The following is a 14,354-nucleotide window of genomic DNA, read 5'->3' on the forward strand; positions in this document are numbered from 1 at the left end:
TAAGAGGAACCATGACCGACCGTCCCGCCTCCGGCACCCTGACCAGCATCGAGCAACGCGGGATCGAACCCGTGCCCGCCGCCGAGCGCACCGGCAGCTCCGGCGCGCTGTTCTGGGTGTGGTTCGCAGCGAACATCTCGATCCTCGGGCTGCCCCTCGGCGCGACCCTGGTGGCGTTCCAGCACCTCAACATCTGGCAGGCGCTCGTCGTCGCGGTGGTCGGTGCGGCCGGGTCGTTCGCGCTCGTCGGGGTGATCTCGATCGCGGGTCGTCGTGGTGGTGCTCCCGGCCTGACGCTGAGCCGCGCGGTGTTCGGCGTCCGCGGCAACATCGGCCCGACGTTCGTCTCGCTGCTGTCCCGACTGGGCTGGGAGACCGTGAACACCACGACGGCGGCGTTCGTGCTGCTGTCCCTGTTCACCATCCTCTTCGGGACGGACGGCGACGCGAAGCACGAGCCGCTCCTGACGGTCGTCGCGATCCTGGTGTTCGTGATCGCCACGGTGCTCATCTCGGGGCTCGGTCACGCCTTCATCGTCGCCGTACAGAAGTGGGCGACGTGGGTCTTCGGCGCGCTCAACGTGTTCGTCGCCGTGTTCCTGGTCCTCCGCGTCGACTGGCACGTCGTCGGCAGCGCTCCCGCCGGCCCCTTCGCCGCGATGGCCATCGGCATCGGCACGATCGCCGCCGGGACCGGGATCGGCTGGGCGACCGCCGGTGCCGACATCGCCCGCTACACGAAGACCAGCGTGCGGGCGTCGAAGCTCGTCGCCGCAAGTGCCGCCGGCGCGGGCATCCCGCTCGTGCTCCTGGTCGGCCTCGGAGCGCTCGTCTCCGCCGGCGACCCGACCCTCGCGCAGGCCGGTGACCCGGTCGCCGCGATCCGTGACCTGCTGCCGAGCTGGATGGCGATCCCGTACCTGATCGCCGCGTTCGGCGGCCTGCTGCTCTCCAACCACCTCTCCGTGTACTCCGCCAGCCTCACCACGCTGACCCTCGGCATCAAGGTGCCCCGGGTGTGGGCGGTCACGGTCGACGTGGTCGTGACGTTCCTCGGCGCCATGTACTTCATGCTCGTGGCCGACGGCTTCTACGCGCCGTTCATCACGTTCATCTCCGTCCTCGCCGTGCCGATCACCGCCTGGCTCGGCGTCTTCATCGCCGACATCGTGCGGCGCACCTGGTACGACCCGGTCGCGCTCCTCGACCTGCGCGCCGGCGGTCGCTACTGGTACTCCGGCGGCATCGCCTGGCGCGCGGTCATCGCCTGGGCCGTCGCGATCGTGGTCGGGTTCCTGTTCACGAGCGTGCAGGTCGGGGACGCCGACCCGGTGTTCGTCGGCTCGTTCTCGCACACCTGGATCGGCGCGAACGGCCTCGGCTGGATCGTCACGTTCATCGTCGCCGCAGCGGTCTACGTCCTGACCGGCGGGCCGAAGGGCACGCTCCACGAGCCGGCTGACGAGTCCGCGCCGATGCCGGTCGCGGAGCGCGCCTGATGCCGCGGCTCGTCTCCGTCGGCAACGTCATCGTCGACATCGTGATGCGCATCGGGGAGCTGCCGGAGCCCGGGGGCGACGTGCTCGCATCGGCGTCGGACATCACCGCGGGCGGCGGGCTCAACACGATGGTCGCGGCCCGGCGCGACGGCCTCGAGGTCGTGTTCGCCGGCCAGTACGGCACCGGCCCGTTCGGCGACGTCGTGCGACGAGCCCTGGCGGACGCGGACGTCGAGGTGCTGCAGCCCGGGATCGACGACGTCGACAGCGGCTACTGCGTGGCGCTCGTCGACGCCTCCACCGAGCGCACCTTCGTCACGTCCGTCGGCGCCGAGGGACGGCTCGGCCCGGCCGAGCTCGCCCGCATCGACCTCCGCGAGGACGACACCGTCTTCGTCTCCGGCTACGGGCTCGCCCACCCGGTCAACGGTGCCGCGATCGCCGCGTGGATCGGGACGGTCCCGGCATCGGTGCGGGTCGTGTTCGACCCGTCGCCCCTGGTCGCGACGCTGGATCCGTCCGTGGTCGCGCCCGTGACGGCGCGTGCGGACGTCGTCTCCACGAACGCCCGGGAGGCCCGGCTCATGTCCCCGACGTCGGCCGACCTCCGGCAGGCGGTCGCCGCCGTGGCCGCGGGTGCGCGGGGCACGGCGCTGGTCCGTGACGGCGGGGCCGGGTGCTGGGTCGCGGACCCGTCGCTGTCCGACGGCCCGGTCCTGGTTCCGGGCTTCGCCGTCGCGGCCGTCGACACGAACGGTGCCGGGGACGCGCACGGCGGTGTGCTCGTCGCGGCGCTCACCCGGGGCGCGGGCCTCGTCGACGCGGTCCGCCGGGCGAACGCCGCCGCTGCGATCGCGGTGTCCCGTCTCGGTCCCGCGACGGCGCCCACGCGGGCCGAGACGGACGCGTTCCTGGCCGCCCACCCGGCGTAGACCGGCTCGTCGGACCGGTACCGAGCCTCCCGTCCGGGCTGTGTGCAGGGGGACAGTCTCCTGAACGCAACCGGGGGACGCCCTGCGTACCGTCGAGGGCATGACGGACCAGCAGATCGACCAGTACACGATGCAGGACCCGACGAAGCTCTACGCCGACAAGCAGCCCGAGGAGCAGTACCTCGAGGGTGCCGGGACGGACGCGGAGATGGCGCAGAACGTGCCGGCCGACCACGGCGAGGACACCTACCGCGGCTCCGGCCGACTCGCGGGCCGCAAGGCACTCGTCACCGGCGGCGACTCCGGCATCGGGGCCGCCGTGGCGATCGCCTACGCCCGCGAGGGTGCCGACGTCGCCATCGGCTACCTGCCCGAGGAGCAGGAGGACGCCGACCGGATCGTCTCCCTGATCGAGGCGGCCGGACGCAAGGCCGTCGCGATCCCCGGAGACATCACCTCGCTCGAGTTCTGCGAGGAGCTCGTCGCGACCGCCGTCCGCGAGCTCGGCGGGCTCGACATCCTCGTGAACAACGCCGGCAAGCAGCAGAACGTCTCCTCGATCGTGGACATCTCCGACGAGGAGTTCGACGAGACCTTCAAGACGAACGCCTACGCGACGTTCCGGATCACCAAGGCCGCGGTGCCGCACCTGCAGCCGGGCTCGACGATCATCAACACGACCTCGATCCAGGCGTACGCGCCGTCGCCGCACCTGGTGCACTACGCGGCCACGAAGGCGACCGTGAACAACCTGGCGAAGGGGCTCGCGGCCCAGCTCGCGCCGAAGGGCATCCGCGTCAACGCGGTCGCGCCCGGGCCGATCTGGACGCCGCTGCAGCCGGCCGGTGGTCAGCCGCCGGAGGCGCTGCCGTCCGCCGGGGAGCAGACCTACCTCGGCCGCTGGGGCCAGCCCGCGGAGCTCGCGCCGGCGTACGTGTTCCTCGCCAGTGGCGAGTCGTCGTACGTCGTCGGCGAGACGCTGCACGTCGACGGCGGCATGCCGACGCCGTAGCGCGCCGCGCGCCGGGGCCGCTGTGTGCGGTACTCAGCGCGCGGTACGCGGCGTGCGGACCAACAGCCAGATGAAGTACGGCGTGCCGATCGCGGCCGTCAGGATGCCGGCGCCGAGCTGGGCGGGCGCGATGACCGTGCGGCCGACGACGTCGCCGGCGCACACGAGCACCGCGCCGAGCATCACGGCGACCGGGACCACGGCCGCGTGCTTCCGGCCGACGAGCGCCCGTGCCGCGTGCGGTGCGACGAGCCCGACGAATCCGATCGTCCCGACGGCGGCGATCGCCGTCGCGGTGAGCACCACCGACACGGCGAGGAAGCCGAGGCGGGCACGGGACAGCCGGACGCCGAGGAGTCGCGGGGTGTCCTCGTCCAGGGACACCAGGTCGAGCTCCCGACGGCGGGCGATGACCGCGACGAGCGCCAGCACGAGGACGACCGCCACCGGCACGCAGTCCGACCACGTGCGACCGTAGGTCGAACCGGACAGCCAGGTCAGCGCCTTCGTCGCGTTGAACGGGTCCGTGAGCACGATGACCAGGCTGATCATCGCGGTGAGGCCGGACGAGACGCCGATCCCGACGAGCACCAGCCGGTCCTGCCGGAACCCGCCGCGTGCGGACAGGCCGAAGACGATCGCCGCCGCCAGGGTCGCACCGAGGAACGCACCGCCGGCCATCGTCCAGGAGCCCACCACCGGCAGCGCGGTCACCATCACGACCGCACCGAGTCCCGCTCCGCTCGAGACACCGAGGACTCCGGGATCGGCGAGGGGGTTCCGGGTGACGGCCTGCACGATCGTGCCGGCGAGTGCGAGCGCCGCGCCGGCGAGGAGCGCGGCGAGGACCCGCGGCACCCGGGTGTCCAGGATGAACGAGATCGCCTGGTTCGCCCGGCCGGTCAGCCAGTTCGTCACGTCGCCGAGCAGCAGCTTCGCGTCCCCGAGGAGCACGGACGCGATCACCACCCCGACGAGCACCGCGGCCAGGGACAGCGTCACGACGAGCACCGTCCAGCGGCCGGGGACCCGGGACCCCTCGAGCTGACCCGTCTGGCCCGAGTCGCGGGTGCGGATCGCCATCACGACGAGGAACACCGCGCCGACGACGCTCGTCACGATCCCGGTGGGGACGGCCGTGGCGGTGTCTCCGGTGACGAACGCGCGGAGCAGCACGTCCGACGCCAGCACGATGCCCGCGCCGACGAGCCCCGCGACCGGGAACGCCGCCCACGAGCGGTGCATGGTCGGGAAGCGGCGGGCGAGGGGACGGACGAGCGCCGGTGCGCAGAGGCCGACGAAGCCGATCGGGCCGGCGATCGTGACGGCAGCGGCGGAGAGCAGGACCGCGAGGACGATCGCGACGACCCGGGTGCCGCGGACCGGGACACCGAGTCCCCGCGCCGCGTCGTCGCCGAGCGCCAGGGCGTCGACCCGTCGGGACACGAGGACGAAGCCTCCGACGCCGACCACCAGGAACGGCAGCATCTGCGCGACACCGGCGAACCCGTTCTGCGCGATGCCACCCTGGCTCCACGCGTACATGCCCTGCGTCTGCTGGGGGAACAGCAGGATGAGGGCGTTCGTGACCGCACCGAGCCCGAGCGCGAGCGCAGAGCCCGCCAGCACCAGGCGCACGGTCCCGTTGCCCAGCCCGGACAGCGCGAGGACGAGCGCAGCCGCCCCGAGTCCGCCGGCGAAGGCGATGCCGGACTGCGCGAGGACGCCGAAGCCCACACCGGAGACGGTGGCGACCCCGAGCGCGAGGTAGGCGCCGGCGTTCACGGCGAGGGTGTCCGGCGCCGCGAGGACGTTCCGGGTGACGGCCTGCATCGCCGCGCCCGCGATCCCGAGCGACGCACCGACGAGGAGACCCGCGACCATGCGCGGCAGCCGGGACGCGATGACGACCGACGCGTCGGTGCCGTCCGCCTGCCCGGTGATCGCCTTCCAGACCGCGGCGGCCCCGACGTGGGCCGTTCCCTGCGTGACGTCGATCGCGGCGAGGAGGAGGACCACGACGACACCGGCGAGGAGCACGCCGAGGCCGAGGGAGACGCGCCGCCCACGGCCGGCGGGCGGACCGACGTCGGAACGCCGGTCGGCCCGCTCTGGTGCCAGGGTGTCGATCACCCGTTACTTCGTGATCGCGGCGACGGTGGCGTCGATGTACGCCTCCATAGAACCGGGGCCGCCGAACATCCAGATGCCGTCGGTGAGGCGGTGCACGTTGCCGGCCTCGACGAAGGGCAGCGACTTCCAGACGTCGTTCGACGCGAGCGAGTCGGCGAACACGTCGTTGCCGTCGGCCTTGTTCGCGATGTAGAGGAACTGCGTGTCGGCGCCGAGCTTCGTCAGGCCCTCGACGTCGGTCGACCCGAGGCCGTACGCGGCGTCACTGTCGACGTCCCAGGCGTTCTCGAGCCCGAGTCGCTCGTTCACGGTCCCGAGTGCCGAGGTCGACGTGTACGGACGGATCGTGACCTGGTTCGAGAGCTCGTACCCGTCGGCCATCGCGACCGTCGTGCCGGCCTTGCCCGCGTCGGCGAGCTCCTTCTTGCCCGCGGCGAGCTTGTCCTCGAACCCGGACCAGACGGTCTTCGCCTCGGCGGCGGTCCCCGTCGCCTTCGCGATCATGTCGAGCGTGTCATGCATGGTGCCGAGCTGGTCCTTGCCGTCCGCGGAGGCGACGACGATCGTCGGGGCGATCTTCCGGAGCTGCTTGACGACCGACGCCTTGAGGTCGTTCGTCGCGACGATGAGGTCCGGCGCGAGGGCGGCGATGGTGTCGGTGCTCGGCTCACCGCGCGTGCCGATGTCCTTCGGGTCGCCGGTGAGCGGGACGGCGGAGTCGTAGTTCCCGTAGCCCTTGACGTCCGCGACGCCGACGGGGGCGACACCGAGGGTCTCGAGGTCCTCGACCACGTTCCACTCCGTGCCGACGACCTTCTCCGCGGGGCCGTCGAGCGTCACCTTCGTGCCGGTGGCGTCGGTGATGGTGATCTTCGAGCCCGAGGACGACGCGTCGGACGCCGACTGGGTCGACCCGCAAGCGGTCAGGGCGATCAGGGCGGTGGCCGCGATCGCGGTGGCGGAGAGGAGACGCTTCATGAGCTGCTGTGGAGCCTTTCGGTGCGGGTGTGGTGCCGGCCGACGGCGCGGGTGCGCAGCCGTCCGGTCGAGGGGTCGTGGTCGACGTCGATGCGGATGCCGTAGACGGCGGAGAGCCCCGCGGACGTGAACACCTCGGACGGGGTGCCGTCGGCGACGACCACACCCGCTTCGAGGAGCACGACGCGGTCCGCCACGGCGGCGGCCTGGTCGAGGTCGTGGAGGACGACACCGACGGCGATGCCGCGCTCGTCGGCGAGGTCGCGGATCAGGTCGAGCAGCTCCACCTGGTAGCGGAGGTCGAGGTACGTGGTCGGTTCGTCGAGGAGCAGCACGCCGGTCTGCTGCGCCAGGCAGCTCGCCAGCCAGACGCGCTGCAGCTGTCCACCGGAGAGCTGGTCGACGTGGCGGTCGGCGAGGTCGCTGAGCCCGGTGACGTCGAGGGCGTGCTCGACGACCGCGGCGCCGTCTGGGTCGGTGCCGCCGAACCGGGACCGGTACGGGTGCCGGCCGAACGCCACCACGTCGCGGATGCGCAGGCCGCCGGGGGTCGGTCGGCCCTGGGTGAGGAGCGCGACCTGCTTCGCGAACGCCTTGGGGGAGAGGGCGAGCCCGTCGACGGTGTCGTCGTCGGTGCGCAGCGCCACCGAACCGGACCGCGCGGGCTGGAGCCGGGCGATCGTCCGGAGCAGCGTCGACTTGCCGGAGCCGTTCGGGCCGACGAGCGCGGTCACACGGCCGGCGACGAGCTCGAGGGACGCGCCGTGCACGACGGCTTCGCCCTGGTACGCCACCGTGACTGCACGGGCATCGAGATCGACCACTCGGTAAGGGTAGCCTCACCTACCCTGCATTACGCAACACGTGCGGCAGATCTACCCGACGGAACAGCTCCGGGCCAGACGCTCGAGGAGCTCCCGCGCGGACAGCGCAGCAGCCAGTTCGACCTCGACGGGGTTGATGCCGAACGCGCGCTCGAGCTGCCGGCGCCGTGCCTGGTCGGCGATCGGGACCTCCGGCCGCTGCGGCAACACCGCGATCGCCTGGGCCGCGGCGTCGAACGCGCCCGGCGGTCGACCGAGTTGCTCCCACATCGTCCGGACGTCGTGCGCGACCTGGTCGGGGTCACCGCCGAACTCGAAGCCGGCGGACGCCATGGTCGCCAGTCCCTGCGCAGTGGGGTCGTTCGGGGTCATCGCCGCATCGTCACACACCATGCCGGGAACACGCCAGGAAGACCGGCCCCGGGCCCGTGTCCCCCATCATGCCGACACCCGGACCGGGGATTCTGTTCCGCCCCTCGACACGTTTGGATGAACCTGCGGACAGGACGTGCGCAGACGGAGGGCAGGATGCTCGAGGACACCAGCGCGGACACCGCGGCAGCAGCGGCAGCAGCCGCGACCCTGCACCTGCGGATCACGATCGTCGGCGCGACCGTCGACCTGCTCCACGACGTGCCCTTCCACGAGGCCCGGCCCGAGGCCGTCGCCGAACGCCTCGACATCACCGTCCACGAGCTCCGCCAGCACTTCCCGTCGTGGGACGGCCTCGTGCTCGCCGCGCTCGACCGCTGGAACGGCGGACGGATGGACGAGGTCACGCGGGTCGTCGGCAACGGCAGCACCGTGCAGCTGCTCCGCGCGATCGTCGCCTCGAACGCCGAGGACCCGGCGCTGATGCGGCTCCTGGTGGCGCTGCTCTCGGTCTCGGGAAACCCCGCGCACCCGATGTCCTCGTACCTCCGGTCCCGCTACCAGCTCTTCTTCTCCCAGATCAAGCGCGGGCTCGAGCACGACATCGCCGTCGGGCGGGCACCCCACACGATGGAGCCCCGCCGCGGTGCCGAACAGCTCATCGCGCTGTACGAGGGGTTGCAGCTCCAGGCACTGCTGCGCGCGGACCTCGACCTCGTGCCGGCGTTCGACCGTGCGGTCGCGCGGCTCGAGCGCGGCTGGATGGAGCGGTACGAGCCGCAGGCCGCTCGTCGCCTGTCCACGTGGTCCGACGACGGCTGGGACATCTAGCCACGCGCTCAGGGTGTGCGGGGGAGCCGCGGCACCGTCCCGTTGCCCGGGTCGTACCCGGTGTCGCGGATCACCCGGATCGCCGTCGTGTCGTTGTGGACCGAGTGCACCACCACCCGGCGCGACCGGCGGAGCGCGCGTCGGGCACCCGGCGTCGCGAAGAGCCCGCCGAGCACGAGCCCCGCGCCGATCGCGAGTGCCACCGACACCGCGGCGACGAAGTCGAGCGCCGCACTCGACGTGCCGGACATGAAGTTCAGCAGCGCGTTCGACACGGCGACACCGGGGAGCAGTGCCCCGCAGAACGCCGGCACCGCGATCGCAGCGACGGCGGTCCGCATCCGCACGGCCGCGTAGGTCGAGAGCACGCCGAGCAGGACCGCGGCGACGAACGTCGCACCGAGCAGCGGGAACCCGAGCTGCCGCAGCCCCCAGAGTGCTGCCCCCGCGGCGACCGAGAACACCACCGCGACGGGGATGACCCGGGCGCTCGCCTGTTGCACGAAGCAGTTCGCCCCCGCCGACACCACCGTCAGCGAGAGCGACGCCCAGAGCGGCAGCGTCTGCGTGACGATGCCGGACGGGTCCACCTCGAGGTGGAGCCACTTCGTCAGCGCGATGCCGGCCGGTACCCCGACGACGATCGCGGCGATGATCAGCCCGATGTAGAAGGCGCGCGCGACGGCCATCGCCCGGAACCCCGAGATCGCGTCCTGCGCCCACGTCACGAGTGACGGGTGCGGGAGCAGCAGCACGACGAGGGCGGCGACCATCGTGGCCGCGCCGCCCGGGTGCAGGACCCCGACGCCGATCGCCAGGGTGCCGAGCGCCGACGCCACGGCGCCCTGTGCCCCGGAGACGAAGAACTGCGGGTAGCCGCGGCCGGTCAGCCATCGCCCGGAGACGATGATGCCGAGCATCAGCACGAACGCACCGACACCGGCACGCCATCCACCGCCGGCCTGCATCGCGATCGACGTCCCGAGGATCGACAACCCGACGTCGGCCGTCCAGGTGGGCCAGCGGGAGGGCATCCGCAGCACCGCCACGAGCGCGCTCACCGCCGAGGTCATGTCGCGTTCGTCGTGGATGACGTCGTCGACGATCTGGTTCGCCCACGCCAGCCGGTTCAGGTCCGAGCCGTCGGAACGCACCGTGCGCATCTTGACGAGCATCGGGGCATCCGACGGCGCGTACTGGATCGTCACGGAGCTCCCCGTGAAGTCGAGTTCCAGCGGAGCCAGGTTCCACTTCGTGGCCACGGCGACCAGGGCGATCTCGACGCTGCGGGTGTCCGCGCCCGATGCGAGCATCACCTCGGCCAGGTCGAGGCAGAAGTCGACGATCTGCGCGGCGGTGTACTGCGCCGCCGTCTGCCGGTCCGGTTCGACGTGCTCGTAGATCGTGCCGCGGAGGCGTGCGCGGATGTCCCGGAGGTCGTGCTGCGCGACGCTGCGGGCACGTGCGCGGTGTGGGGGACGAGGAGGGCGGCCCGTCCGGGGAGCAGGGTGGAGCGGGTCGGCCATCAGCCCATTGTGCCTGCCGCCTCCAGCCGAGTCCGGATGCGCGCTGAACGCGTCGCCTAGCCTGGTGCGCATGCCGCTGTCGTCTCCTGATCCGGACCTCGCCGTCGTCGGCGACCTGCCTGCGGGCGCGACGCACGTCGATGCCGACCGTCTCCTCCGAGACGCCGGCTGGACGCGCTGCGGGACGGGCGACTGGGCGTGGGCGCTCCGCTCGCCTGACGGCCGTTCCGTCGCCAGGATCAGCCCGTTCGACCCGGCCGCGCCGTACTCCGCAGCGCTCTACCGGTCGGCCGCGACCACCGGTCAGGTCCCGCTCCTGCTGGGGCACCGCGTGCTCGAGGGTGGCGGTGACCTCATGCTGATGGAGCACCTCGAACCGGTTCGGGAGGCTGAGGCTGCCGCGTTCCACCGGTCGATCGCGGCGCGGATGCCCGACGTCGCGGCGCTCGCCGCGCACATCGCGGCCGTGCACGCGCGCGGTGCGGTCGAGCAGCCGTGGTGGGGGCCGCTCGACGACAACCCGGCGAACGTCATGCGGGGCCGCGACGGCCGGCTGGTCGTCACCGACCTGTTCTACGCCGACGGCCCGGACCTCTACCGGACCGTGCTCGACGACCCCGACCGGGTCGTCCGGGCGTACCCCGAACACCTGCGCCGCTTCATGACCGAGCTCCCGCTGGCGAGTTCCGGCAGTTGGGCCGAGGGTGAGGCCGAGCGGATGCGTGCGGCGCTCGCTGCCGCCGACGCCCGACTCAGCGGGACCGACGGACGCTGAGGCGCCCCGCCGCGAACGCGGCGACGACCGCCCCGAGGACGGCGACGGCGACGCCCGTCCAGAAGTGCCAGTTCGTCGATCCCGCGACGAAGGCGTAGTCCGACAGTGGGGCGTACGCGAACCACCCGAAGGACGCCGGTGGTGCGGTCGCGGCGACGACCACGCCGACCACCAGGGCCAGCAGGCCGAGCCACAGGGTCGCGTGCGTCCAGGCGCGGCGCGGTCGGACCGTCATGGGTGTCAGCGTACCGAGTAGTGGACGGGGGCACCGAATGACGGACGGGAGGCGCGGTGCCAGCTGGCACCGCGCCTCCCGTCCGATCTGGTGGTGACGTCTACTGCTCGAAGGTCGCGTCGAGCGTGATCTCGACCCCGGTGAGTGCCTTGCTGACCGGGCAGGTCGCCTTGGCGTCCTCGGCGGCCTTGAGGAAGGTCGCCTCGTCGATGCCGGAGACCTCGCCGTGCACGGTGAGGGCGATGCCGGTGAGCTTGAACCCGCCGGCGCTGTCCGGGCCGAGCGAGACGTCGGCCTTGACGTCGAGGGCCTCGACGGTGCCGCCGGCCTCACCGAGGACCGCGGAGAACTGCATCGCGTAGCAGGCGGAGTGGGCTGCGGCGATGAGCTCCTCGGGGCTGGTGGTGCCACCGGCGTCCTCGGCGGCGCGCTTCGGGAAGGAGACGTCGTACGTGCCGACCTTCGAGCTGGAGAGTTCGACCTGGCCAGAGCCGTCGTTCAGGCCGCCGTTCCAAGCAGTGCGTGCGGTGCGCGTGGGCATGGCCGCTCCTTTCGTGTGGGGGTTCGGCCACGGGGTGGGCCGACGTGTCCGAGTCAATCGGAGAACGCACGTTCTCGCAACCGGCTCTCGGCGAAGACGCAGTCTCGGTAGGGTCGGGGCATGGGGGAAGCAACGACGTTCCGTGCCCGCGTGCGCACGCCCGGCGCGGTCCGCGACGCCGGGCCGGTCATCGCCCTGGTCCGGTTCTGGACGCAGGGCTGGCGGTTCCACGGGCGGGCGAGCCGCTCCGAGTTCTTCTGGCCGATGGCGGTCGAGCTGCTCGTCGTCGCGGTGTTCGTGGGGCTCCCGGTCTGGATGGGGACTCCGTGGCGGTGGGACGCCTACGCCGACCCCTTCGGGATCGTGCCCTCGCCGTCCGTGCACTTCTCGTTGTTCGGCGACCCGGCGCGCGGCGGCGAGTTCGGCTACGGCGAGGGGTCCCGCGTCGCGCCGAACCCGTGGGACGTCGTCGTGCTGCTCGGGCTCGCGGTCACCGCGGTCCCGCGGTGGTCGCTGCTCGTGCGGCGCCTGCACGACCGCGACCACACCGGGCTCTGGGTCCTGCTGCTGGTCCTCACCGGGCCGCTCGGGTGGCTCGTCGTGTCGGGCATGGTCTGTAGCCGCCCCCGAGCTCGCGGCGCCCGCTTCGACCGGACCCTGTGGGACGCCTACAAGCCGACCGCACGCCTTCCGGCCGGATAGGCAACAGGTGTAGTCTTGATTTCCGGATCGAGACGATCCGATCGCGACGCCGCGCGCCCCACCACGACGCCCCGACAGGTCGTTCAGACCCCGTCAACACCCGTCAACGGAGGAGAGGCAGCCATGCGCGCCGTCGTGTTCGAGCAGTACCAGACGTTCCCGTCCCTGCGGGACGTCCCCAAGCCCACGCCCGGCCCGGGGGAGGTGCTCCTCAAGGTCGCCGGCGCCGGCGCGTGCCACTCGGACGTCGCCGTCTACCGCGAGTTCCAGGCCGGCCAGCCCGGCGCGCAGGACCCGTCCTTCACGCTCGGGCACGAGAACTCCGGCTGGGTCGAGGCCGTCGGCGACGGGGTCACCGGCTTCACCGAGGGCGACGCCTACCTGGTCTACGGGCCGGTCGGCTGCGGCCACTGCAGCTATTGCTCGAAGGGGCAGGACACCTACTGCGAGAACGCCGCGACGAACCCGTACATGGGCATCGGTCTCGGCCGTGACGGCGGCATGGCGGAGTACGTCACGGTCCCCGCGCGCAACCTCGTGCCGCTCGGCGACGCCGACCCGATCGCGGCCGCGCCCCTCAGCGACGCCGCGCTCACGCCGTACCACGCGATCAAGAACTCGCTGCCGAACCTGGCGGGTGGCGGCAAGTACGCCCTCGTCGTCGGGCTCGGCGGGCTCGGCCAGATCGCCGTCCAGATCCTCACCGCCCTCACCGGTGCGACCGTCATCGCGACGGACATGAAGCCCGAGGCGATGGCTCGCGCCGCCGAGCGCGGTGCGATCACGGTGCCCGGCGGGCCGGACCAGGTCGCGGCGATCCGGGAGATCACCGGCGGCAAGGGCGTCGACGCGGCGTTCGACTTCGTGGGGGCGACGCCGACCATCACGACCGCGCAGGCGTCGATGGCCGTCGGCGGGCGTTTCACGGTGGTCGGCATCGCGGGCGGCACGACGGAGTGGAACTTCTTCTCGACGCCGTACGAGTCGACGATCACGAACACGTACTGGGGCACGATCGCGGACCTGCACGAGGTCGTCGCGATGTACCGCGCGGGGCAGATCGTCCCGGACATCGAGCGCTACTCGCTCGACGACGCGCTCGAGGCGTACCGCAAGCTCGAGGCCGGGGAGCTCTCCGGTCGCGCGGTGGTCGTCCCCTCCGCCTGACCTCACCCCACGGCGACCGCGACGCCCGCCGCACCCAGGAGCAGCACGTACCCCCACGCGTGCACTGCCTCCGGGATGCGCGGCGGGCGTCGCCGCAGCGCCACGATCACCGGCATCGCGCCGAGCAGGAGCGCCGCGGCGGCGGGCACGTCGACGGCCCCGACGAGCCCGGGGGACGCCGGGACGGCTCCGTGCACGAGCATCGTGACGAGGACCGCCGGCGCGGCGATCGCCAGGGTCAGCGGGTTCGCCAGGGCGGTCGCCACCGACATGGTCCCCCCGGCCCGCCGCGGCATCGGGACGGTCATCACGCTGCCGCCGACCCCGAGGAAGGCCGCGACCACACCGACCGGGAGGCCCAGCACCGTCCGCACGCCGGCGCCACCCGGCCTGCTCCCGGGCCCCAGGGCGTCGGGTCGGAGGAAGCCCGGTCGGACGAGCAGGTCCACGATCGTCGCGCCGACGTAGGCGACGAAGCCCCAGCGGAGCAGCCCGTCCGGAGCGAACCGCGCCGCCGCCGCTCCGAGCGCTCCGCCGAGCACGAGCAGCACGAAGAGCCCGGTCCGGCCGCGGAGCCGTGCGAGCACGTCCCGGCGCGTGGAGGCCGTCGCGACCGCGGCGTTGACGAGCATCACGAGCGCGGAGGTCGCCGTCGCGACGCGGACCGCGTCCCCGCCCATCGCCGCGTCCGCGACCGTGATGACGGGCACCGTCACGAACCCGCCGCCGAAGCCGAACAGCACGGTGGTGAGACCGACGAGCAGGCCGATGAGCGTGAGCACGAGGAACGTCATGGGTCCAGTCCACCGGTCGTGGGCCACGGCGAG

At 72.6% G+C, this 14,354-nt stretch carries 15 protein-coding genes; 7 read left to right on the forward strand and 8 right to left on the reverse strand.

The window, feature by feature from the left end; genetic code table 11:
* Nucleotides 1–11: 11 nt before the first annotated feature.
* From EDF55_RS12955 to EDF55_RS12965, 3 genes are all read left to right on the forward strand, one after another.
* Nucleotides 12–1,499, forward strand: a complete 1,488-nt coding sequence (locus tag EDF55_RS12955) for a cytosine permease (RefSeq protein ID WP_123655353.1) — start codon at nt 12–14, stop codon at nt 1,497–1,499.
* The gene (locus EDF55_RS12960) at nt 1,499–2,431 is read left to right on the forward strand and encodes a PfkB family carbohydrate kinase (protein WP_123655354.1); all 933 of its coding nucleotides are present in this window, start codon (nt 1,499–1,501) and stop codon (nt 2,429–2,431) included. Before EDF55_RS12955 ends, EDF55_RS12960 begins: the two co-directional genes overlap by 1 nt.
* A gap of 100 nt (nt 2,432–2,531) precedes the next feature.
* The gene (locus tag EDF55_RS12965; RefSeq protein ID WP_123655355.1) at nt 2,532–3,443 is read left to right on the forward strand and encodes an SDR family oxidoreductase; all 912 of its coding nucleotides are present in this window, start codon (nt 2,532–2,534) and stop codon (nt 3,441–3,443) included.
* A 33-nt stretch (nt 3,444–3,476) separates the two neighbouring features.
* Here the strand turns inward: EDF55_RS12965 and EDF55_RS12970 are convergent, their stop codons facing one another.
* From EDF55_RS12970 to EDF55_RS12985, 4 genes are read right to left on the reverse strand one after another with little or no spacing between them, the layout of a single operon-like run.
* Nucleotides 3,477–5,576: an iron ABC transporter permease gene (locus tag EDF55_RS12970; protein ID WP_311317152.1), complete on the reverse strand. Its 2,100-nt coding sequence runs from the start codon at nt 5,574–5,576 to the stop codon at nt 3,477–3,479.
* 3 nt (nt 5,577–5,579) lie between these two features.
* Nucleotides 5,580–6,554, reverse strand: coding sequence for an iron-siderophore ABC transporter substrate-binding protein (locus EDF55_RS12975; protein WP_123655356.1), 975 nt, complete (start codon nt 6,552–6,554; stop codon nt 5,580–5,582).
* Nucleotides 6,551–7,378: an ABC transporter ATP-binding protein gene (locus EDF55_RS12980; RefSeq protein WP_123655357.1), complete on the reverse strand. Its 828-nt coding sequence runs from the start codon at nt 7,376–7,378 to the stop codon at nt 6,551–6,553. The genes EDF55_RS12975 and EDF55_RS12980 overlap by 4 nt, the downstream gene beginning before the upstream one ends.
* Before the next feature lie 51 nt (nt 7,379–7,429).
* A complete protein-coding gene (locus tag EDF55_RS12985) occupies nt 7,430–7,750 on the reverse strand; it encodes a hypothetical protein (RefSeq protein WP_123655358.1) in 321 nt (106 codons plus the stop codon).
* A gap of 156 nt (nt 7,751–7,906) precedes the next feature.
* Between EDF55_RS12985 and EDF55_RS12990 the strand changes: the two genes are divergently transcribed.
* Nucleotides 7,907–8,581, forward strand: a complete 675-nt coding sequence (locus EDF55_RS12990; RefSeq protein WP_123655359.1) for a TetR/AcrR family transcriptional regulator — start codon at nt 7,907–7,909, stop codon at nt 8,579–8,581.
* Nucleotides 8,582–8,589: 8 nt separating this feature from the next.
* Here the strand turns inward: EDF55_RS12990 and EDF55_RS12995 are convergent, their stop codons facing one another.
* Nucleotides 8,590–10,107 carry a threonine/serine exporter ThrE family protein gene (locus EDF55_RS12995; RefSeq protein ID WP_123655360.1) on the reverse strand — a complete coding sequence of 506 codons (1,518 nt, stop codon included), beginning with the start codon at nt 10,105–10,107 and terminating at the stop codon, nt 8,590–8,592.
* A gap of 70 nt (nt 10,108–10,177) precedes the next feature.
* On the opposite strand from EDF55_RS12995, the gene EDF55_RS13000 reads away from it, so the two are divergent.
* The gene (locus EDF55_RS13000) at nt 10,178–10,882 is read left to right on the forward strand and encodes a hypothetical protein (RefSeq protein ID WP_123655361.1); all 705 of its coding nucleotides are present in this window, start codon (nt 10,178–10,180) and stop codon (nt 10,880–10,882) included.
* Here EDF55_RS13000 and EDF55_RS13005 read toward each other — a convergent pair.
* Complete coding sequence (locus EDF55_RS13005) at nt 10,860–11,117, reverse strand: hypothetical protein (RefSeq protein ID WP_123655362.1); 258 nt, start codon at nt 11,115–11,117, stop codon at nt 10,860–10,862. The two genes, EDF55_RS13000 and EDF55_RS13005, sit on opposite strands and share 23 nt — an antisense overlap.
* Before the next feature lie 100 nt (nt 11,118–11,217).
* A complete protein-coding gene (locus tag EDF55_RS13010; RefSeq protein WP_123655363.1) occupies nt 11,218–11,658 on the reverse strand; it encodes an OsmC family protein in 441 nt (146 codons plus the stop codon).
* 120 nt (nt 11,659–11,778) lie between these two features.
* Between EDF55_RS13010 and EDF55_RS13015 the strand changes: the two genes are divergently transcribed.
* Nucleotides 11,779–12,360: a DUF805 domain-containing protein gene (locus EDF55_RS13015; RefSeq protein ID WP_123655364.1), complete on the forward strand. Its 582-nt coding sequence runs from the start codon at nt 11,779–11,781 to the stop codon at nt 12,358–12,360.
* A 123-nt stretch (nt 12,361–12,483) separates the two neighbouring features.
* Nucleotides 12,484–13,527 (forward strand): NAD(P)-dependent alcohol dehydrogenase, encoded by a 1,044-nt coding sequence (locus EDF55_RS13020; protein WP_123655365.1) that lies wholly within the window; start codon nt 12,484–12,486, stop codon nt 13,525–13,527.
* 2 nt (nt 13,528–13,529) lie between these two features.
* Here EDF55_RS13020 and EDF55_RS13025 read toward each other — a convergent pair whose 3' ends face one another.
* On the reverse strand, nt 13,530–14,321 hold the full coding sequence (locus EDF55_RS13025; protein ID WP_123655366.1) for a sulfite exporter TauE/SafE family protein: 792 nt from the start codon (nt 14,319–14,321) through the stop codon (nt 13,530–13,532).
* Between the last annotated feature and the right edge of the window lie 33 nt (nt 14,322–14,354).

It is taken from the genome of Curtobacterium sp. ZW137 (assembly GCF_003762905.1).
In the GTDB taxonomy this organism is placed as follows: domain Bacteria; phylum Actinomycetota; class Actinomycetes; order Actinomycetales; family Microbacteriaceae; genus Curtobacterium.

Excerpts from the sequence above, each read along its gene's own strand:
- EDF55_RS12955 (WP_123655353.1), top strand. The coding sequence starts at position 12 with ATGACCGACCGTCCCGCCTCCGGCACCCTGACCAGCATCGAGCAACGC.
- EDF55_RS12960 (WP_123655354.1), top strand. The coding sequence starts at position 1,499 with ATGCCGCGGCTCGTCTCCGTCGGCAACGTCATCGTCGACATCGTGATG.
- EDF55_RS12965 (WP_123655355.1), top strand. The coding sequence starts at position 2,532 with ATGACGGACCAGCAGATCGACCAGTACACGATGCAGGACCCGACGAAG.
- EDF55_RS12975 (WP_123655356.1), bottom strand. The coding sequence starts at position 6,554 with ATGAAGCGTCTCCTCTCCGCCACCGCGATCGCGGCCACCGCCCTGATC.
- EDF55_RS12985 (WP_123655358.1), bottom strand. The coding sequence starts at position 7,750 with ATGACCCCGAACGACCCCACTGCGCAGGGACTGGCGACCATGGCGTCC.
- EDF55_RS12990 (WP_123655359.1), top strand. The coding sequence starts at position 7,907 with ATGCTCGAGGACACCAGCGCGGACACCGCGGCAGCAGCGGCAGCAGCC.
- EDF55_RS12995 (WP_123655360.1), bottom strand. The coding sequence starts at position 10,107 with ATGGCCGACCCGCTCCACCCTGCTCCCCGGACGGGCCGCCCTCCTCGT.
- EDF55_RS13000 (WP_123655361.1), top strand. The coding sequence starts at position 10,178 with ATGCCGCTGTCGTCTCCTGATCCGGACCTCGCCGTCGTCGGCGACCTG.
- EDF55_RS13005 (WP_123655362.1), bottom strand. The coding sequence starts at position 11,117 with ATGACGGTCCGACCGCGCCGCGCCTGGACGCACGCGACCCTGTGGCTC.
- EDF55_RS13010 (WP_123655363.1), bottom strand. The coding sequence starts at position 11,658 with ATGCCCACGCGCACCGCACGCACTGCTTGGAACGGCGGCCTGAACGAC.
- EDF55_RS13015 (WP_123655364.1), top strand. The coding sequence starts at position 11,779 with ATGGGGGAAGCAACGACGTTCCGTGCCCGCGTGCGCACGCCCGGCGCG.
- EDF55_RS13020 (WP_123655365.1), top strand. The coding sequence starts at position 12,484 with ATGCGCGCCGTCGTGTTCGAGCAGTACCAGACGTTCCCGTCCCTGCGG.
- EDF55_RS13025 (WP_123655366.1), bottom strand. The coding sequence starts at position 14,321 with ATGACGTTCCTCGTGCTCACGCTCATCGGCCTGCTCGTCGGTCTCACC.